General features: G+C 63.7%; 17 protein-coding genes. 4 read left to right on the top strand and 13 right to left on the bottom strand.

What is annotated here, in order from left to right:
- Positions 1-32: 32 nt before the first annotated feature.
- The 5 genes from N2605_RS04200 to N2605_RS04180 all read right to left on the bottom strand — a co-directional run bounded on the left by N2605_RS04200 (position 33) and on the right by N2605_RS04180 (position 7,660).
- Positions 33-1,304, bottom strand: coding sequence for an efflux RND transporter periplasmic adaptor subunit (locus tag N2605_RS04200; RefSeq protein ID WP_225134981.1), 1,272 nt, complete (start codon positions 1,302-1,304; stop codon positions 33-35).
- A complete protein-coding gene (locus tag N2605_RS04195) occupies positions 1,301-4,483 on the bottom strand; it encodes an efflux RND transporter permease subunit (protein WP_260345910.1) in 3,183 nt (1,060 codons plus the stop codon). Before N2605_RS04195 ends, N2605_RS04200 begins: the two co-directional genes overlap by 4 nt.
- 81 nt (positions 4,484-4,564) lie before the next feature.
- Positions 4,565-5,488, bottom strand: a complete 924-nt coding sequence (gene rpoH / locus N2605_RS04190) for an RNA polymerase sigma factor RpoH (RefSeq protein ID WP_036011601.1) — start codon at positions 5,486-5,488, stop codon at positions 4,565-4,567.
- Positions 5,489-5,548: 60 nt separating this feature from the next.
- Complete coding sequence (locus N2605_RS04185) at positions 5,549-6,973, bottom strand: sensor histidine kinase (protein ID WP_260345909.1); 1,425 nt, start codon at positions 6,971-6,973, stop codon at positions 5,549-5,551.
- 12 nt (positions 6,974-6,985) lie between these two features.
- Entirely contained in the window at positions 6,986-7,660 is a 675-nt protein-coding gene (locus N2605_RS04180) for a response regulator transcription factor (protein WP_260345908.1), read from the bottom strand.
- 489 nt (positions 7,661-8,149) lie between these two features.
- On the opposite strand from N2605_RS04180, the gene N2605_RS04175 reads away from it, so the two are divergent.
- Positions 8,150-8,395 carry a hypothetical protein gene (locus N2605_RS04175; protein WP_109145157.1) on the top strand — a complete coding sequence of 82 codons (246 nt, stop codon included), beginning with the start codon at positions 8,150-8,152 and terminating at the stop codon, positions 8,393-8,395.
- A 259-nt stretch (positions 8,396-8,654) separates the two neighbouring features.
- The gene (locus N2605_RS04170; RefSeq protein ID WP_036026706.1) at positions 8,655-9,047 is read left to right on the top strand and encodes a hypothetical protein; all 393 of its coding nucleotides are present in this window, start codon (positions 8,655-8,657) and stop codon (positions 9,045-9,047) included.
- 1,747 nt (positions 9,048-10,794) lie between these two features.
- On the opposite strand, the gene N2605_RS04165 is transcribed toward N2605_RS04170, so the two are convergent.
- Together N2605_RS04165 and N2605_RS04160 are read right to left on the bottom strand one after the other, a co-directional pair.
- Positions 10,795-11,217 carry a hypothetical protein gene (locus N2605_RS04165; RefSeq protein ID WP_260347407.1) on the bottom strand — a complete coding sequence of 141 codons (423 nt, stop codon included), beginning with the start codon at positions 11,215-11,217 and terminating at the stop codon, positions 10,795-10,797.
- Between the two features lie 156 nt (positions 11,218-11,373).
- The gene (locus N2605_RS04160) at positions 11,374-11,850 is read right to left on the bottom strand and encodes a DUF3833 domain-containing protein (protein ID WP_260345907.1); all 477 of its coding nucleotides are present in this window, start codon (positions 11,848-11,850) and stop codon (positions 11,374-11,376) included.
- 245 nt (positions 11,851-12,095) lie between these two features.
- On the opposite strand from N2605_RS04160, the gene N2605_RS04155 reads away from it, so the two are divergent.
- The gene (locus tag N2605_RS04155; RefSeq protein ID WP_109145159.1) at positions 12,096-12,365 is read left to right on the top strand and encodes a hypothetical protein; all 270 of its coding nucleotides are present in this window, start codon (positions 12,096-12,098) and stop codon (positions 12,363-12,365) included.
- A 76-nt stretch (positions 12,366-12,441) separates the two neighbouring features.
- Here N2605_RS04155 and ku read toward each other — a convergent pair whose 3' ends face one another.
- Both ku and N2605_RS04145 read right to left on the bottom strand, forming a co-directional pair.
- Complete coding sequence (ku, locus tag N2605_RS04150) at positions 12,442-13,383, bottom strand: non-homologous end joining protein Ku (RefSeq protein ID WP_260345906.1); 942 nt, start codon at positions 13,381-13,383, stop codon at positions 12,442-12,444.
- Positions 13,384-13,503: 120 nt separating this feature from the next.
- On the bottom strand, positions 13,504-14,427 hold the full coding sequence (locus N2605_RS04145; RefSeq protein ID WP_225134968.1) for a LysR family transcriptional regulator: 924 nt from the start codon (positions 14,425-14,427) through the stop codon (positions 13,504-13,506).
- 90 nt (positions 14,428-14,517) lie between these two features.
- Between N2605_RS04145 and N2605_RS04140 the strand changes: the two genes are divergently transcribed.
- Entirely contained in the window at positions 14,518-15,504 is a 987-nt protein-coding gene (locus N2605_RS04140) for an MBL fold metallo-hydrolase (protein ID WP_370129345.1), read from the top strand.
- Between the two features lie 80 nt (positions 15,505-15,584).
- Here the strand turns inward: N2605_RS04140 and N2605_RS04135 are convergent, their stop codons facing one another.
- From N2605_RS04135 to N2605_RS04120, 4 genes are all read right to left on the bottom strand, one after another.
- Positions 15,585-16,349, bottom strand: a complete 765-nt coding sequence (locus N2605_RS04135) for an alpha/beta hydrolase (RefSeq protein WP_036026712.1) — start codon at positions 16,347-16,349, stop codon at positions 15,585-15,587.
- A gap of 63 nt (positions 16,350-16,412) precedes the next feature.
- Positions 16,413-16,535, bottom strand: a complete 123-nt coding sequence (locus N2605_RS04130; protein WP_260345905.1) for a hypothetical protein — start codon at positions 16,533-16,535, stop codon at positions 16,413-16,415.
- A gap of 199 nt (positions 16,536-16,734) precedes the next feature.
- On the bottom strand, positions 16,735-17,184 hold the full coding sequence (locus N2605_RS04125) for a lipocalin-like domain-containing protein (RefSeq protein ID WP_225114035.1): 450 nt from the start codon (positions 17,182-17,184) through the stop codon (positions 16,735-16,737).
- A 116-nt stretch (positions 17,185-17,300) separates the two neighbouring features.
- The gene (locus N2605_RS04120) at positions 17,301-18,257 is read right to left on the bottom strand and encodes an oxidoreductase (protein WP_260345904.1); all 957 of its coding nucleotides are present in this window, start codon (positions 18,255-18,257) and stop codon (positions 17,301-17,303) included.

The following is an 18,257-nucleotide window of genomic DNA, read 5'->3' as shown; positions in this document are numbered from 1 at the left end:
CTGCGAGTACAATTCGCATCATCTTTCGCGTCCTAGCTCGCCTCGCTCTTGCGAACGGTGACCTTGCTTCCCTCCGCCAGATTGACCGCGGGATTGAGCACGACCTGGTCGCCGGGCTGCACGCCGTCGCGCACTTCCACCGTGGTGCCGAAATCCCGGGTGATCGAGACCTGCTGAAAATGGACCGTGTTGTTGCGCACAACCACGACATGGAGGCCGTTCTGGTCGAAGACGAGCGCATCGGATGGGATCGTCGTCGATGCTGTCCTGCGCGGGATCGATAGTTCGACCGTGCAATATATGCCCGGACTGAGCAGGCCATCCGGATTGGGCACGTCGATCTCGGTTAGCAGCGTCCGGCTTCCCGGCTGCAGCGCGGTTGCGATCCGCGTGACCTTGCCCGCAAACGTCCGCCCCGGAATCTCGGGGACGCGGATATCCGCATCGACGCCCGGACCAACGCCGAACGCTTCGTCCTGTGGCACGAACACCTGGGTTCGGATCACGTCGGAATGCATCAGCGTGAACATGAAGGTGGACCCGGCTGATACCAGGCTGCCGTTGTCCACGTTACGCTGCGTGACCACGCCGTCGAATGGCGCCACCACACGCTGATAGGACTTCTCCTGCTGGAGAACTCGGATCTGCGCTTCCTGCGCCGTGATGTTCGACTGGGCGACACCCACCGCGCCTTGCTGCGCGCGCAGGGTGAGACGATCGTTGTCGCCCTGTTGTGCCGTCAACCAGCCCTGCTTGACGAGATTGCTATCGCGCGAGTTGGTCACGTCGGCCAGTTCCCGGCTTGCCTCCGCCTGCTGAAGCGCGGCCTGGTCCTGCGCGAGCGTCGCTTGCGCCTGCGCGATCTGCTGGTCGAGCTCGGGCGCAGTGATTTCCACGAGCAGCTCGCCCTTCTTGACCCGATCGCCGATATCGACGTAGCGCTTCTCGATGTAGCCGCTGGTCCGCGCGAAGATGTTGGCCGCCTCGAACGCGGTCGTCGTCGCCGGCAGGCTCACCTTCATGATGTCGCCTCCGGGCTTCACCGTCGCGACCCGAACCTCGGGAAGGTTGGTTCGAGCCTGCTCTGCCACAGCGGCAACGCCACGCATGGCCTCATAGTGCCGCCAGCCGCCGATGCCGAGACCGCACGCAAGCAGCAGGAGCACGCCTCCGCCGAGCAGCGCGCCGCCGTAACGGCGTCCGGATCGAGGGCCCTTTCCCGGCAGTTCCACAATCCGGAGGCTCTCCGCCCCCGGGCGGTGTGTCGCCCCGTCGTCATCGGTCCTTGCGCGAACGTCACTCATTCCGGTTGCTCCTCGAATACCCCATGATGAGGCTTGCCGTCGTTGCCTTTGCGCAGCATGGCGAAGAGATAAGGCACGATCAGCAGGGTGGTCGGTGTTGCAAACAGCAGACCGCCGATGACCGCCCGCGCGAGCGCTGCATTCTGCTCCTCGCCGGGCCCGCCGATCGCCATCGGGATCATGCCGACGATCATCGCCGCCGCGGTCATCAGCACGGGCCGGATTCGCGTCCGGCCTGCGCTCAGCGCCGCCTGGAATGCGGAATGCCCCTTCAATTGCTCGTCGCGTGCGAATGTCACGAGCAGGATGGAGTTCGCGGAGGCTACGCCGATCGCCATGATGGCTCCCATCAGCGAAGGCACGTTCAGCGTCGTCCCGGTGATAAACAGCATCGTCACGATGCCGCAGAATGTCGCCGGCAGTGCCAGGATGACGACAAAGGGATCGCCAAAATTCTGGTAGTTCACGACCATCAGCAGGTAGACGAGGATGGCCGCGAACAGCAGTCCAAGGGAGAGATCGCGGAACGATTGGTGCATGCTCTGGATCTGGCCGAGAACCTGGATCGAGTTGCCCGGCTGGAGTTGCTTCTGCAGCGTGGACGTCACCTTCTCGATGTCAGCCGCGACGCTGCCGAGATCACGGCCCTGCACGCTCGCATAGACATCGTAAACCGGCTGCACATTGGCTTGGTTCGAGTTGGTCGGAACGGTGCCCCGCTTGAAGGTCGCAACATTGCTGAGCAGGCCCGGCACCGTCTGCCCGCTTGCGGCAAGCGAGGCCGAAACCGGCGTATTGCCCAGCGCGTTCAGCGAATTGGTCCTGTACTCTGGCGTCTGCACAGCCAGGTAATAGGGAATGCCGGAAGTCGGATCCGTCCAGAAGTTCGGCGAGACCTGCGCGGACGATGAGAGGCTGACATTGATGTTGGTTGCCACCGTGCTCGCATTGAGACCGAGTTGCGCGGCGCGGGTGCGGTCGATGTCGGCGTAGAATGCGGGAGCATCGACCTCCTGCTGCAGATGGGCATCGACCACGCCGGGGATCGCGGCGAGACTCTTTTGCAGTTCCTTGGCGACGGCGAGATTGTTGTTGCCGTAACCGACCGTGCGGACATCGATCTGCGCCGGGAGACCGAAGTTCAGGATCTGCGTGACGATATCGGCCGCCTGGAAATAGAACGTGTCCTCCGGGAATGCCCTCGGCAGCACCTGCCGCAGCCTCCTGATGTAATCCGCCGTCGGCTGGTGCCCTTCCTTCAACGACACGAGAATGGTGCCGTCGTTCACCCCGATGGTGGAACCGTCCGTGAAAGCAAGGTTATAGGGCCGCGCCGGCAGGCCGATATTATCGACGATCAGCGCCCGGTCGTGCTCGGGAATGACCTCGCGGATCTTGTCCTCAACTGCCTGGAAGATCGCTTCCGTCCGCTCGATCCGCGCGCCCGCGGGGGCGCGAACATGGAGCTGGATCTGGCCGCCGTCGATCAGGGGATAGAAGTCCTGGCCGACATAGGCGAACATCGTGGCACCGAGCGCCAGCACCAGCACGGCGACGACGGGTATCACTGCGCGGTGCCGCAGCAGTTTCTGCAGCAGATCGGAATAGCCGTCTCGCAGGCGTTCGAAACCGCGCTCGAATGCCGCGGAGGCGCGTGCGAGGATGTTTGACGGCCGATTGCCCTCGCCATGACGTTGCTCGCCCTTCAGGAGCAGGCCAATGGTGATCGGCGTCAGCGTCCGCGACAGGCCATAAGACGCCAGCATCGCGAACACCACGGCAAGGCCAAGTGGCGTGAACAGATATTTGGCCGGACCCTCGAGGAATACGACCGAGATGAACACGCAACTGATCGCGAGCGTCGAGACCAGCGTCGGAATGGCGATTTCGGCTGCTCCGTGCAGAGTCGCGTCCGGCAGCGGCATGCCTTCCTCGGTCCAGAGCCGGTGCGTGTTCTCGATCGTCACCGTCGAATCGTCGACGAGAATACCGACGGCAAGAGCAAGGCCGCCGAGCGTCATGGTGTTGAGAGTCTCGCCGAGGAAATAGAGGACGATCAGCGAGGACAGCATCGCCAGCGGGATCGAGATCAGGACGACGAGCGTCGATCGCCACGATCCCAGGAACACCAGAATCATCAATGCCGTCAGGCCCGCCGCGATCGCGCCTTCGCGCAGCACACCATCGACCGAGTGTGTGACGAAGATTGACTGGTCGAACAGCTCGTTCACCTTCAGCCCCGCGGGCGCCGACGCGCGGATCGACGTCAAGGCCGCTTTCACGCCGTTGACGACGGCCAGCGTGGAGGCATTGCCGTTCTTGATGACGCTGAGCAGGACGGCGCGGTGGCCATCCTCGCGCACAATGTTCTGCTGAACCTGGGCGCCGTCGCGGACCTGGGCGACGTCCTTCAGGAAGATCGTCGCCCCGTTCGCGAACTTCACCGGGATCATGTTGAGATCCTGGATCGTCGCCGGCGTCGCGTTGGTACGAACGGTGTACTGGGTGTCGCCGATCTTGGTCGTGCCGGTCGGCAGCGTCAGGTTCTGCGTGTTCACTGCGTTGACGATGTCGAGCGGTGTCAATCCGCGCGCCAGCAGCTTGTTCGGATCGAGGTCAACCATGATCTGGCGGTATTTGCCGCCGGTAGGCGTGGGCAGGGTCACGCCTGGAACGGGAGCCAGTTGCTGGCGGACCCGGTAGATGCCGAAATCGTAGAGCTGCTGCTCATTCAGGTTGTTCGATTCGAGGCTGAGCTGGAGCACCGGCACGCTTGAGGCATTGAACTGCACGATGATCGGCGGCTGGATGCCGGGAGGCATCAGAGCGCGGATGGCGTTGGTCGCCGAGACGATCTGCGAGATCGCGAGATCGAGATTGACGTCCGGCTGAAAGTAGATCTTCTGAACCGACAAGCCGTTGAGGGTCTGCGCCTCGATATTCTTGATACCGCTGACATTGGCGCTGATCGAATACTGGCTGTAGGTGCTGACGCGCTGTTCCATCTCCGGCGTGGAAAGGCCGGTGTAGCTCCAGATGACAGTGACGACGGGAATCCGGATCTCCGGAAAGATGTCTGTCGGCATCGAGCGAATTGCGATGCCGCCGAGGAACAGGATCAACGCCGCAAGCACGTAGAAAGTATGCGGAAGCCGTAGCGCGAAGCGAACAATTCCCATGATTGGTCTGCCTGAAACAGGGTTACGCAGGATCGTCGGACAAGTGAGGGCGGCCGCGCCTCCGTTCAAATGAAAACGAATTCAGTCGCTGCACGCGGCGGCGTGTGACACATCATGCGCGGCGTTCACGACGGCCCGTTTGACTTTGGCGAAGGTACGGATCTCGATCTGCCGAACCCGCTCGCTGGATATGGACAGCTCTCGGGCGAGCTGATCGCGCGTAACAGGACATTCCTTCAGGCGCCGCGCCTCGAAGATATGACGCTCCCGCGGCGCGAGCCCGTCCAGTGCAGCGCGCAAAGCCCTGCTGCGCTGCTCCGTCTGGTCGTGATCGGCAAGCATCGTCTCGGCGTCGACCGCACCATCGACCAGCAGGGCCTCCAGCTCGGTTCCACCGTCCTCGTCACCGACGCGCGCGTTCAGCGACATGTCGCGGTGGAGTCGCGCGTCCATCTCGATCACCTCGCGCGCCGTCACCTCGAGCTTCCCGGCGATCAATTCGGCGACGTCGGGTGTGAGCCCGGCCATCGCACTGCTGGTGGCTTTCCTGATCTCGCCGCGGAGTTTGAAAAACAGCTTCTTCTGCGCAGCCGTCGTCCCGATCTTGACCAGGGACCACGATCGCAGGATGTAGTCGTGAATGGTGGCCTTGATCCACCAGATCGCATAGCTGGAGAATCGTGCGCCGTGCCCGGGCTCGAAGCGCGACGCCGCGATCACGAGGCCGAGGTTCGCTTCCGCGATCAGATCGACCAGCGGCAGACCGTATCCCTTGTAACCCCTCGCCAACTTGGCGGCGAGCCGAAGATGGCTGGTGACGAGCGCATCCGCGGCGCGCCGGTCCCGCGTTTCCTGCCAGCGACGCGCCAGCTGCTGCTCCTGACCTGATTCAAGTAGCTCGTAGCGCCGGATTGCGGCGGAATAGGCGGTGAGGAACGGCGTCGACACCGCTGCGATCGGCACGGCAACAGGATCGCGGCACACCACCTCATGGCTCGTCTGCATTTGTCACTCCTATAGTCCGGGCCGGCTGATTGATCTCGGAGGCACCGCACGTCATTTGGCTCATCCCATCTGGCCGGCCTCTGCGTGCAGCAATGCGCGTGACCGGCGCGCGATGGGCCTGCCCGCACTCCCGGTCCAGGCGAGGATCTCGATCCGCCCACCGGGAGCCGGGCCAATGATCAGCCGGAAGCCGTGCAGCTTGACGATCGCCGCCACCAGGCTCAGTCCAAGCCCGACGCCCGGCGTATTGCGCATCTTGTCGGAGCGGTAAAACCGCCGCAGCACTGCTTCGCGCTCCTGCTCGCTGATGCCGGGCCCGGTATCGCTAACGCGCACCAGCGCGGTCTCGTCCTCCGCCTGCAGGGCGAGGTCCACCCGCCCGCCTGACGGCGTGAACTTGATGGCGTTGTCGACGAGGTTGGCGACTGCCTCGAACAGCAGGTCGCGGTCACCCCACACCTGCACATTGCACTCGGTGACGACGCCGAGCCCGACATGCTTGTCCTCGGCGATCGGCTCGTAGACGTCGCACACCTCCCGCAGAATCTCGTCGAGCGCGACGTCGCCAAACCCGGCCATACGGCGGTTGTTCTCGATCTCTGTCAGGCGCAGCAAGGCCGTGACGATCGCGAGCGACTGGTCGATGCCGGCGATGGCCTTGTCCGCAACGTCCTGCAGCTGTTCCAGCGTCGCCGCATGCGTCCGGCCGCGCTCCAGCGCCAGACGGACGCGGGTCAGCGGCGTCCTGAGATCATGAGCGATGTCGTTGCCGACGCCGGCGAGCGCATTGATCATCGTCTCCATCTCGTCGAGCATGCCGTTGACGATCCTGGCCAGCCGCGCAAACGGGTCGTCCGTCCCGCCTTCCGGAAGCCGCTCGCGCAGCTCGCCGGCCACGATGCGCTGGACCCGCTGGTTGACCTCCTCTACGCGTCGCTGGGCGCGCAAGCTCAGCCAGGCACCCGCAAGCAGGCAGAGGCTGAAGGCCGGCAGCAGACCCAGGGCCAGAGCCTGGCCCACCACGCTCGATATCTCGCGCGTCTCGTCGACGTTCCGTCCCATCACCAAGACATCGCCGTCCTCGAGACGGCTGCCGACCACCCTGACGACGGGACCATGCGCCGTCGGCTTCTCCAGCAGATCGAGTTGCACGCCCTGCGCCGCCCCATCGAGCCCGAGTTCGCGCGGCACGCGGTCGATATTCCCGGCCAGCCTTTTGCCGGCAGCATCGAACAGTCCCGCGTACTGAACGCCCCTGGAATCCTGCGCGAGGTGATCCGCGATGGCGCTGACGCGGCGGGCCGGGGACAATTTCGCGACGAAGTGGATCTGCGTGGTGATCATGCGATCGGACCGCGCGACCAGATAGGCGTCGAGCTTCCAGTAGATGAAGGCGAACAAGGCGACCACGAACAGCGCAAAGGACGCCGCCACGGCCAGAGCCCAGAGAAATGTGCTGGAGCGGATCAACTGTGTCTGCTGCATCGCCCGTCTCTCCTACGAGCGAAGGACGAAGCCGGAGCCTCGGACATTGTGGATGAGCTGTGTCTCTCCGGGACCGTCCACCTTGTGACGAAGCCGGCCCATATGCACGTCGATCAAGTTGGTGGTCGCCGGAACGAACTTGTAGTTCCAGACCTCCTCGAGCAGCATCGCGCGCGTCAAGAGCTGATCGCTCCGGCGCATCATGTACTCGAGCAAGCGGAATTCGCGCGGCAACAGGTCGAGCCTGCGCTCGCCGCGTCGCGCGGTGCGCTCGATCAGATCGAGCTCGAGGGGCCCGACATGCAGGATGGTTTCGCGGCTGTCGCTCGGCCGGCGCAGCAGCGCCTCGATTCGCGCAACCAGTTCGATGAGCGCGAACGGCTTTGTGAGATAGTCGTCCCCGCCCATTCGCAACCCGCGCACCCGGTCATTCACGGCGCCAAGCGCACTCAACACCAGCACGGGCGTCCTCACCTGCTCCTTGCGCAGCACCTCGATGACGGTCAGCCCGTCAACTCCCGGGAGCATGCGATCGACGATCATGGCATCGGGGCTCGACGCACGGGCCCGCGCGAGACCCTCGACGCCGTTGCCGGCCCACTGCACCTCGAAGCCGCGATCGCCAAGTTCGGCGAGGATCGCCTCGGCGGTTTCAGTGTCGTCCTCAATCAGGAGAATCCGGGTCATGAGCCTCGTACCATAATTCCCACGGCGTCTCGACGCGCGGTTGGGCAGCACGGGTACGGCGTCGGGCCGTGTCATGCTCAGTGCCCGCGTACGTCGGACGCGCGTCGCTGATGCCGCCTGTTGCCGGTCGCCCGCTGCGCTATGAGGTAGCTCTGCCGCGCGCACCGCGCCACTAAATTGCGGTTCATGTTGTCGGCTGTGCGTGCCGCCAACGGCACGAGGACCCGCACCACGCGTGTTACAAATGCAATGATCATCTTCCGCGCTCCGCTGCCAACCGACTGGATCGAACATATGCCGTCAACGCACGTGCCGTCGTCTCAGGGACCACGGATGTTATGCATTCGCACGATCGTGGTTGCGACACCGCAGCGGCTCTCGGGCGGTTGAAATGCAGTGAGCAAAACGTGCGTTGGAAACGTGGCCGATCGTTCACACATCGTCGCTGAGCCGGCTTGATCGGCCTGATGTCGTCAGAGGAGAGAGCGAATGACCACGTCCAAACTATTGTCGATAGGATTGATCGCGGCCGCAATGCTGGGTGGCCCAGTCATGGCGCGCGAGCACCAGCGCGCCGCGCAGCAGCCCGACGTGGCCGCCGATACAGTCGCGGCGACCACGCCGTTCCATTATCCGGGCGAGCGCGCCTGCGTTCCGGCGCCGCGCGTCGGCGCCTTTGCAACCGCGCCGTGGACCGGCAACAACGTACCGTGCGAGCCGGGCACAGGCAGCTAGTACTGATCGGGTGACGCGGCCTGCCCTATAGCTTCGCCGCGTTTTGCAATAACGAGGAGCGGACTGCGCTGGTCGGCCCGCTCCTACGCGTGCGTCGCGCCGATCCGCGAGACGCTCTTCGCGAGCGGCTTGCCTGATATTCTGACATCGAATTCAGTTGGATCGCCTCGTACCGGACCTACCTCTCCCTCATCACTGACCCGGCCATCGGCAACCTCGCGCGGAACATGGCCGGACAGCGCAACAAGAGGAGTCATCCATGAAACGTGCAATCATGATTCTGGCGACAGCAGCACTCGCCTCGACGCTCGCCGTTGGCGCGGCCAATGCCCATGGCGGCGGTGGTGGCGGTGGCCACGGCGGTGGTTTTGGCGGTGGCGGCTTTGGCGGCGGACATGCAGGCTTCGGCGGTGGACATGCGGCCTTCGGCGGCGGCGCGCATTTCGGCGGCATGGGCCATGAGGGAGATTTTGCCGGCGGCGCCCGGTTCGGCGGCGAGCACCTTGGCTTCGGTGGTCATGACGTAGGCCTGCGCCAGCACGCGTTTCACCACTTCCGCCGAGGCGGCTATGGATTCTACGGCGCCTATCCAGATTGCTACGACTGGTACGAGTTGCATCCCGACCTGCCGTTACCGCTGAGCTGCAGCTAACCGCCGCACTCTGCAACCATTGGTCTGGAGCAGCGGGGGCGCATTGCCGTTCGCGTCGAGGATAGAGTCGATGAAGTGCGTCGTTCTATGCGCGTGGCCACGTCAGGCACGCCCTGCGGTAAGCTCGTGAGCATCGCCTCCTTCTTCCGAGGTGCGCTGCCCGCGCTGTGCTTCCGTGCACTTCTGCAAGGCGGCCTAATCGCTGCGATGCGGTCTGCGCGACCGCAGAATAGCTAAGGCGGAGCCCCGCTCATCTCTCGCGATCGAGGAGGCTGTTGCGCTCCCCTGGGCCCGTCCCGACTATAAGGCCTCGACCGGCGCGGCGCTCGACGATCGCACATCGGTCTCTCGATAGCGTTCCACCGCTTCAGACGACTTGTACTAAATTGGCCCCGACGGTTTTCCTCGAGCAGGTTGTTCATTGCGGGCCGCGCTCGCAGCACCCAGCTCCACAAGACCACGACATCTGGACAACAAATCGCGGCATCCAACCCAAGATCTAGCGTCATCACCCATTCGACTCGCAGATCTCTGGAATTGACCTAAAACGACTCGCGATCTTTTGGCGACGGACGCGAAACCAATGACTTAATCGACTCGCATTTGATTGGTCCCGACAGCACTCAGGAATCGCTGAAAACGGTCGCGTACCGAAGGTGCGCGGATTGATTTCTGATCATTCGACTTGGCGCGCTACGGTTTCTCCGCCGGAATCCGACCATCCGGATCCATTTTCAGATACTCACCGCGATCGGTGGTGAAAGCCGCGGTGCTGGGCAACGCCAGGCGTTGTCTGGTAGGCCCTGTTGGGCCTAAACAAGGGAGCCGCGCCGCCAGGGCGTTCCAGGCCCATTCTGCCTGCTGGCGTCAATTCGCAGTCGTTCAACACATCCCGATCGGGATATTGCGCCTGAAACGAATCTGGATGTTGAGTCGCCCACAATGGGCACTGGGCGCTTGCAGAGCTTATCGCGCCAATCGACATCATCGCTGCAATAACAAAGGTCCTGAATCCAGTCATGGTCGTGCTCCGAACGGCTGTTGTTTTCGTGCGGAGCATTCGCGCTGACTCGAACCGGCTGCTCTGTTGAAATGCGCTTCCTTCGAATTTCTTGGTTGAGCATTAGGTGGGTATGCGCTCGGGAAAAACACGTGGGTGAACAATCACGCCTGCGCGAATGGCAAATCGGTGTGCTCATCATCGCGTGACGCACCCCGGCGACGAAAGACTCCAAACCGTGACGCAACTGCCAGCATGAAGCCGAGTGCGGGGTTTACAGATTCGCACGAATTCGACCGCCAACCCGCGCGTGATGCCGAGGACGTTACCAGTCTTGCAGGCGTGGCCGATTGCGAGGGCGTGGACCGAGGCTCATCTAACTCCTCATCGTAGATCTATCGGAGAAACTACCATGCGATCGGGTCTCGCTTTGAGCCTCTTGATAATCCTGTGCGCACCCGTCAGCGCCGCGGTGGCAGGCCAAGTCCATCGGCATCAGGTCCATCGGCATCATGCAAAAGCGCATCCTCGTGTTCTGACGACTGGGAGTACTGCGGCCTGGGCTTATTCACCGGCACGGCCGGACCGCCGTCAACCGGCCCCGCACTATGATGATCAACCAGAGCCAGGTCATAATCCGTACGAGGGATGGGGTGGTTAACACCCCTCGCCACCGCGTCGCCGCCGACTTGGCGCCCTTCGGGCGCGGCGATGTACAGCGAGTTCGCCGCCGACCTCAATCCCGGTTCAGGAGGCGTTCGCCCTCGCCCGTTCGCGGGCTTCGCGGCGGCGCGCGCGGCGCTCGCGCCGCGGCTTGGCCCGGTCCGCTGGTTGCGGCAGCGGGGGAAGCGGAGCAATCTCCAATACCGGCTGGGACGTCTCATTGATGGGGGACGCCAGGCTTGGCTCCCTCGGTGCCGGGCGGGCTTCCATGAACTCCAATATATCTCGCCCCTTGGACGTCAGTCTCCAGCCGCCGCTGATGCGCTCGACCAGCCCCTGTGAAAAGATGTCGAGGTCCGGCACCCGGCTGGCAAGACGCCTCGTCCGGTCGGCCCAATCGCGGCCGCTGGTCGCCAGGATCGCCATGTCGCGCTTGAGGTCTTCCATGACGGCAAAGCCATCCGGATAGCTCACCAGGATCTTCAAGACCGTAACCTGGAAATTCACGCCCCGGCCCCCGCTCTGGCTCAATCAGCGCCAGAAGATTCACTCCCGCGAAAACGCCCACCGTACTTTGCTTCGGTGCCTTCGCGATTCAAAAATGTTAAGTTCGAGAAAGAAGTGCGCACCGGAGAGCGGGGCTGCAGCCCGCGTCGGGCGAACCTAAAGCTTCCGATACGTCACATGCGCCGTCGCGAACGGAATGCCCGCGCGCCCGGCGGATCCGCGCACGATGCAGGCGCGGTCATCGATCGCATAGAACCAATCGTCGAAGTTCAGCTTGAACGACTTTCCATCGCCTTGGGGCGTGTCGCGCGTGTACTTCCAATGGAATGCACAACCGGCCTGCTCGCCCGTGGCTTCACCCTCCAGTCGATTTTCGTGGCCGGTGTATTGGCCTTCGCCCAGCTTGTGGATCGTCCAGCGCAACGTGTCGCTATGGCCGTCATCAAAGGTGTAGGTTTCAGTCAGAACGACAGTGTCGGTGTCCGCGTCCAATTCGCCATGCGCCGTGATCGTCGCCCGCTTCAACAGCCCGCCGACGAGACTCTCGACCACCGCCCATCCTTCCAAGCGACCAACGAAGAACTGCTCAGGGAGAAACACCGGCGTGGTGCCAGCGAACGCATCAATGACCATGGCTTTTCCTCCGAAACCGATGACGACATAAGCCGCCTCTCAGCACCAGGGTTCCTCAGGAGGAAACCTGCCTGGCTCTGCTGGGTGCTTGCAACGCATACAGACGCTGCGTCACAACGCGCGCTCCCCTTCATCCCGGAACACGTGGACAAGCCCAGCCCTGCCGTTTGGGAATCTCTGACCCGTGTTAACAGCCCGGAACGATCTGGCGGCGGCACGGATTCGTCCCGCAGGAGCAATCTCGCATGCTGATGACCAGGGAAAGACGGCCGGCGATCCGGACCTTACGGGGATGGGCCACCCACGTGCTGCACGAGGCCGGCGCGATCTGCGAATGCGAGGAGCACGGCTGGGCCAGGGACCGCGCCGACCCGCACGCGCGCCATCGCGCGGTCGTGCTTGCGCGCCAGGATCCGCCGGACGGCGTCTCTGCCGATCAGGCCGTCGCAGAGATCAACGATGTCCTCGATTCGATCGGCGATACATGTCCGGAGTGCCCTGACGAGGGCCTTTGAGGCCTGCGACTAGGACCTTCGCGTACCAAGCGGCATAGGGCGTGTTTTCGATTTAAGTCCGGCGTCACGGGATGCTTCATGCCGATTTCCGCCGCGCCCCTGCGGCCGGCTTTTTCGCGGACGTCTCCCTGGCGGCCGCCTTCTTGCCGGCGATCGGCATCAGCATCTCCTTCTGGCCGGCCGCCGCCTTCCTCGGCTTCTTCGCCGGCTTGTCCGCCTTCGCGGGCGCGGCCTGCTTCCCGGCTTCCTTGCCGACGCTCCGCCGCAGCGCCTCCATGAGGTCGACGACGTTCTCGCCCTTCGGCCGCTCCTTCGGCCGGATCACCTTGCCGGCGCGCTTTTCGTTGATCAGGTCGATCAGCGCGGTCTCGTAATGGTCCTCGAACTTTTCGGGCGCGAAGCGTCCGGCCTTCTGGTTGACGATGTGCCGGGCGAGATCGAGCATGTCCTTGGTGACCTTCACGTCCTGGATGTCGTCGAAATATTCAGCCTCGCTGCGCACCTCGTAGGGGTAGCGCAAGAGGGTGCCGACGAGGCCCTTGTCCATCGGCTCCAGCGCGATGATGTGCTCGCGGTTGGTCAGCACCACGCGCCCGATCGCGACCTTGTTCATCTCGCGAACGGTCTCGCGGATCACCGCGAAGGCGTCGTGGCCGACCTTGCCGTCGGGCCGGATGTAATAGGGGCGGATCAGATAGCGCGCGTCGATGTCCGATTTGTCGACGAACTCGTCGATCTCGATGGTGCGCGTGGACTCCAGCGCGATCTCCTCGAGCTCTTCCTTGGAGACCTCGATGTATTGGCCCTTCTCGAGCTCATAGCCCTTGACGATGTCCTCGTTCGTCACCTCGTCGCCGGTCTCCGCGTCCACCTTCACGTATTTGATGCGGTGGCCGGTCTGCCGGTTGAGCTGGTTGAACGAGATCTTCTCGCTCTCGGAGGTAGCGGGATAGAGCGCCACGGGACAGGTGACGAGGGACAGTCTCAGGAAGCCTTTCCAATTGGCGCGCGGGGCCATTTACGCAGAACTCCGGTTCGAGGCGGCTTGGATTCAAGACGAACGGCCGGCCCGGGTTCCGACATCGGGAGCAACATTCATGACGAGCACGCTTTGCGGCGTCTTGCTCCATGTTTTGGTTTAGGCGGCGCCCGACTTGACAGAATCGACCACCAGCCGGCGCAACCAGACCGCGCCGGGATCGTCGTGACTTCGTTCGTGCCAGAGCAGGCGATAGCCGTAGGGCGTCACCTGCGCCGGCGGTTTCAGCATCACGAGACCGAGCCGCGGCGCAAGCTGCCGGGCCGCCCGCGAGGGCATGGTCACCAGGTAATCCGACGCAGCCGTGATCACCGCGGCCGTTGCGAAATATGGAACACGCAGCGCGACGTGCCGCTTGTAGCCGCGCTCGGCCAATGCGGTATCGATCGGCCCGCCCTGCCCGCCAAAAATGCTGACCACGATGTGCGGCCAGGCCGTGAACAGCTTGATCGGCAGCACGTCCTTTGCCCCGCGCATCTGCTTGAGCAAAGGATGCCCTTGCCGGACCAGCGTCACGAAATTTTCGCGGAACAGCTCGCGCGCCCGAAACGAGCCGGATACCGGATTATCGGCATACAGCACGAAATCGACCTGACCGTCAGCGAGCATGCGGAACACATCACGCGAGAAGCTGACGACCTCGATCGCCGCCCCGGGTGCCTCGCGCGCAAAGTGGGCGGCGACATTGGGCAGGATGGCGAGCGCCCCATAATCGGTCGTCGCGATGCGAAAGACGCGGTCGGTGGCGGAAGGATCGAATTTCGGCTTGTGGAGAAATGTCTCGACGCCGCCGAGCAAGGTCGCCAGCGGCTCGCGCATCGCCTCGGCGCGCAGCGTCGGCGTCATGCCGCTTGCCGCCTTCACCATCAGCCGGTCACCGAACAGGCGCCGCAGCTTTGCCAGCGCACGGCTGATCGCGGGTTGGCTGCTGCCGAGACGCTCAGCGGCGCGCGTGACGCTGCCGGTCTCGAGCAGGGCATGCAACACCACCAGGAGGTTGAGGTCGACTTTCGCCAAATCCATCGAACGCATAATGTAAATTCTATCATGACATTTGTGGATGATGCCAGATCATCGTACACAGACCCCACCGCGATAGGCCGGAGAAGCCGTATGCCATCACATCTGAACATCAGCCGCCGCATAATGCTCGCAGGCGGCGCGGCCGGAGCGATGACGCCGCTGCTGGGCATGCCGGCCGCGATCGCGCAAACGCCTGCTGGCAGGGCCAATTCCGGCCACTACAGTTTTCGGATCGGCGATATCAAGACAACCGTCGTCAGCGACGGCACGCTGAGCGGCAATCCGCGCATCTATGCCCACACCGCCCAGGCGGAGGAACTCGGCAGGACGCTGAGCGATGCGTTCCTGCCGACCGACACCTTCAGGCTCAACCTGAACACGCTTCTGCTGGAAACCGGTGGCAGGAGAATCCTGATCGAGGCAGGTGCAGCGCAAACGCTCGGCCCCGATGGCGGACATCTATTCCGCAATCTTGCGGCGATCGGCGTGGAGCCCGAGCACATCGACGCCATCGTGATCACGCATACCCATCCCGATCACGTCGGCAATCTCAGCCGCGCCGACGGATCGAGCGCTTTTCCGAAGGCGACGGTCCATCTTCCCGAGGACGATTTTGCGTTCTTCATCCGTAACGAGCCTGACCTGTCGCGGCTGCCCATGCCGGAAGATTTCCGGCGCGCCTTCATCGCCAATATCAAGCGAAGCGTGGCGCCCGTCGCCAAGTCTGCCGTGCTGTACCGGCCGGGCAGCGAGTTGTTGCCGGGCATAACGACGATCGCCGCCGGCGGCCACACGCCGGGCATGTCGGCGATCCTGGTGCATTCCGGCGCGCAAGCATTGCTGATCACGTCCGATGCCGCCTATAGCCCCCTACTCAACATCGACAATGCCTGGCGGCCCGGGCCGGATCTCGATCCCGATACCGCGTTGCAGTCGCGCAGGCGCTTGTTCGACCGCGCTGCGACGGACCGCATCCCGGTGCTTGGATTCCATTTCCCGTTTCCGGGCATCGGCAACATCAGGAAGACGGACGACGGCTATCGCTGGGTGCCGGCGAACTGGCGGTTCGAAGGCTGAGCCAGCCCGAAGATGCGAAAGCGGCTATCGTAGGATCTCAAGCCCATCATTCTACGACCGCCGTATGCAGAAGCGCTGTTCTATCCAGGCGCCGCCCCGGCGATTTCCGAGATGAATCGTCCGCAGCGCTCTACGATCAGATCCTTGTCGTTATCGAGCGTGGCGACATGATAGGAATTGTCGAGCCAAAGCAGGCGCACGTCGTTGGAACTGACCTCCTGCGCGATTCGCTTGCCATTGGCCGCCGGCACGACGTGGTCCTCTCTGGAATGAATGGCGAGCGTGGGACAGCTGACCTTGCGCAGCAGGCTTTCGGTCGCAGCAATCAGGACGTGGACCTGCCGGAGGCAAGCGACTGGCACCTCCTGATAGGCCAGCTCCTTGACGCCGGCGGCCTTGATGTCCGATCCGATGCCGGGAACGCGCTTCGGCGCCGCGCCGTCCGATACGAGCTCGGCCATCGCGCCATCGAAGATTCCGGCGGCACCGTTGATCGGCACGGCGCCTGCGACGATGTTCGGAAAACGTGCGGCTAGGTTGAGCGTCAGCGTGCCTCCCATGGACAGGCCGGTGACGAAGACCTTGGTGCCCTGGCCAGCCAGCTCGTGAAGCGCCTGCTCCGCCGACGCGAGCCAATCGAGATAGCCGGTCGTTTCCATGTCGTCCGGTGAGGTGCCGTGGCCCCGCAGGCGAGGCCCGCTGACGGTGAAGCCGAAGCGCCGGTGAAGCTCTTCGCCGAGATACCGCATGCTTTGCGTCGTTCCCGTGAAGCCGTGGAGCACGAGGACCGCAGGCCCCTTGCCCTGCATGAAGAATGGTTCGGCTCCAGCCATCACATCGGTCATGTCATCTCTCCTGTTGTCATCGCGGCTGCGGCCGCATCCGTTCTCGTTCCGATATCGAGGCAATCATGACTGGCGCCTTGCCGAATATGCGGCCGCTGCAAGGCCGATGATCGCACCCTGCAGCATCAGCTTGGCGGATTCGCCAAGCCCCAGACTCGTCAGCAGGTTGAAGCTGAATGTCAACATCAAGGCGGCGACGGTCGGGCCGAGCCCCTCTCCCAGGACTATTGCATATGGTGCTTTGCGCGAGCTGAGCGCGCGCCTCGTCCTTCAACGCCCGCTAACGGCGGGCGTCTCGAAGAATGGCCACAGGCGAGATCGCTCCCATATGCGATCGCCCTGCCCCTTTCCGGAGCCGAAGGTAACGCCGTCGGCGTGAACGGCGCTAGCGGACCCGCTCGAACGTGATGCGGATCTTCGTGCCGTCAGGTCGTTCAAAATTCTCGGTCATGACGTCGCCGTCGACCACCAGACGCAATTCCTTCCGCGTCCGAACGCTGCCGATCCAGTTCGGAAAGGTGCAGCCCTCGACCTTGTTGCCGCTGAACTCGCCGTTCTCATCCACCGTGTAGGTGCCGAAAAAGCCGATGCTGCCGGCCATGGCCGCGCGGTTTTCCGCGTCCGTGCCCTCGCCCCGCACGCTGGAGGCAAAGCGCGGGACGTCCGAGTCGGTCAGCACCTCGATGAAGTGCATGTCCGGCGTGAAGGTCAGCAGCCCGTTCGGCCGCGCGCCATAGGCCGGCAGGTTCTTTCCTTCCGGATCGATCTGAGCGGAGACCATTCTCCAGGTGCCGAGCACCTTGTTCGGCGGCGTAGCGTGGACTGGAGCACTCATCAGGCAAACTCCCAAAGCGATCAGCACCAGATTTCGACGGGTCATGTTGGAGTCCTCTGCTTCGTCTTTCTACGCGGCCGCCGGGCCTCGGAATGGCGGACCTGCGCGAGGCCGCTTCAAGTGCACAGATCCGTCCTCGCCTGGGTGCGGGACGACTCCGTCGCTAAGCGAGCGCCGGTCAGTCTTGCCGAGACATCCCACAGATGAGACGCCACCGCATCGTCATCGGCCTGCGGCGGCACGCGGGCCACGGACGGCGAACCGCGGATTTCGCCGAACTTGTCCGGACCGTAATAGCCGCCGGGGACGATGTCCGGCGACGTCGCCGCGAACAGCGTCGGCAGCGCACCTTGCGCCGCCGGCTGAAACAGGAACCAGAGGGCGGTCCGCGCCAGGCCGGGAAGGCTCATCCGGCCGGCGCCATTCGGAATGAGGTCGGTCCGCGATACGCCGGGATGGGCCGCAACGCTGGTGATGCCCCAGCCGAACCTCCGGCTGCGTCGCTGCAGCTCGAACGCAAACATCAGGTTCGCAAGCTTGGACTGGCTGTAGATCGGCATCGGCTGGTAGCGACGCTCAGCCTGCAGATTGTCGAACTCGATCGCTCCGCTGCGCGCTGCCAGGCTGGACACGGTGACGACGCGCGGCTCGAGGCCCTTGTGCAGCAGCGGCAGAAGCTCGGCCGTCAGCGCGAAATGGCCGAGGTGGTTCGTGCCGAACTGCATTTCGAACCCGTCGGCCGTTACTTGCCGGACAGGGGGCATCATGACCGCGGCATTGTTGACGAGCAGGTCGAGACTGTCCCGTTGGCCACGCAAACGGGAGCCGAAGGCCCGCACCGAATGAATATCCGCAAGGTCGAGCCGTTCGAACCGGACGTTCGCGTTGGGCTGACGGGATCGGATCCGCGCGACGGCGTCTGCTCCCTTCGAGGCATTGCGGCCGGCAATGATCACTTCGCCGTCCGCACGCGCCAACGCCAGCGCATCTTGGTAACCCAGGCCACCCGTGCCCGTGACAACGGCGCAACGCCCCCGCTGGGACGGAATATCGCTCGCACTCCAACCAGGCAT

It is taken from the genome of Bradyrhizobium yuanmingense (genome assembly GCF_025200905.1).
Taxonomy (GTDB): Bacteria; Pseudomonadota; Alphaproteobacteria; order Rhizobiales; family Xanthobacteraceae; genus Bradyrhizobium; species Bradyrhizobium yuanmingense.
This window is presented reverse-complemented; position numbering and strand designations above follow the sequence as displayed.

What these genes read in the sequence shown, in the direction of transcription:
- N2605_RS04200 (WP_225134981.1), bottom strand. Translation starts at nt 1,304, where the DNA reads ATGAGTGACGTTCGCGCAAGGACCGATGACGACGGGGCGACACACCGC.
- N2605_RS04195 (WP_260345910.1), bottom strand. Translation starts at nt 4,483, where the DNA reads ATGGGAATTGTTCGCTTCGCGCTACGGCTTCCGCATACTTTCTACGTG.
- rpoH (WP_036011601.1), bottom strand. Translation starts at nt 5,488, where the DNA reads ATGCAGACGAGCCATGAGGTGGTGTGCCGCGATCCTGTTGCCGTGCCG.
- N2605_RS04185 (WP_260345909.1), bottom strand. Translation starts at nt 6,973, where the DNA reads ATGCAGCAGACACAGTTGATCCGCTCCAGCACATTTCTCTGGGCTCTG.
- N2605_RS04180 (WP_260345908.1), bottom strand. Translation starts at nt 7,660, where the DNA reads ATGACCCGGATTCTCCTGATTGAGGACGACACTGAAACCGCCGAGGCG.
- N2605_RS04175 (WP_109145157.1), top strand. Translation starts at nt 8,150, where the DNA reads ATGACCACGTCCAAACTATTGTCGATAGGATTGATCGCGGCCGCAATG.
- N2605_RS04170 (WP_036026706.1), top strand. Translation starts at nt 8,655, where the DNA reads ATGAAACGTGCAATCATGATTCTGGCGACAGCAGCACTCGCCTCGACG.
- N2605_RS04160 (WP_260345907.1), bottom strand. Translation starts at nt 11,850, where the DNA reads ATGGTCATTGATGCGTTCGCTGGCACCACGCCGGTGTTTCTCCCTGAG.
- N2605_RS04155 (WP_109145159.1), top strand. Translation starts at nt 12,096, where the DNA reads ATGCTGATGACCAGGGAAAGACGGCCGGCGATCCGGACCTTACGGGGA.
- ku (WP_260345906.1), bottom strand. Translation starts at nt 13,383, where the DNA reads ATGGCCCCGCGCGCCAATTGGAAAGGCTTCCTGAGACTGTCCCTCGTC.
- N2605_RS04145 (WP_225134968.1), bottom strand. Translation starts at nt 14,427, where the DNA reads ATGGATTTGGCGAAAGTCGACCTCAACCTCCTGGTGGTGTTGCATGCC.
- N2605_RS04140 (WP_370129345.1), top strand. Translation starts at nt 14,518, where the DNA reads ATGCCATCACATCTGAACATCAGCCGCCGCATAATGCTCGCAGGCGGC.
- N2605_RS04135 (WP_036026712.1), bottom strand. Translation starts at nt 16,349, where the DNA reads ATGACCGATGTGATGGCTGGAGCCGAACCATTCTTCATGCAGGGCAAG.
- N2605_RS04130 (WP_260345905.1), bottom strand. Translation starts at nt 16,535, where the DNA reads ATGTTGACATTCAGCTTCAACCTGCTGACGAGTCTGGGGCTTGGCGAA.
- N2605_RS04125 (WP_225114035.1), bottom strand. Translation starts at nt 17,184, where the DNA reads ATGAGTGCTCCAGTCCACGCTACGCCGCCGAACAAGGTGCTCGGCACC.
- N2605_RS04120 (WP_260345904.1), bottom strand. Translation starts at nt 18,257, where the DNA reads ATGCCTGGTTGGAGTGCGAGCGATATTCCGTCCCAGCGGGGGCGTTGC.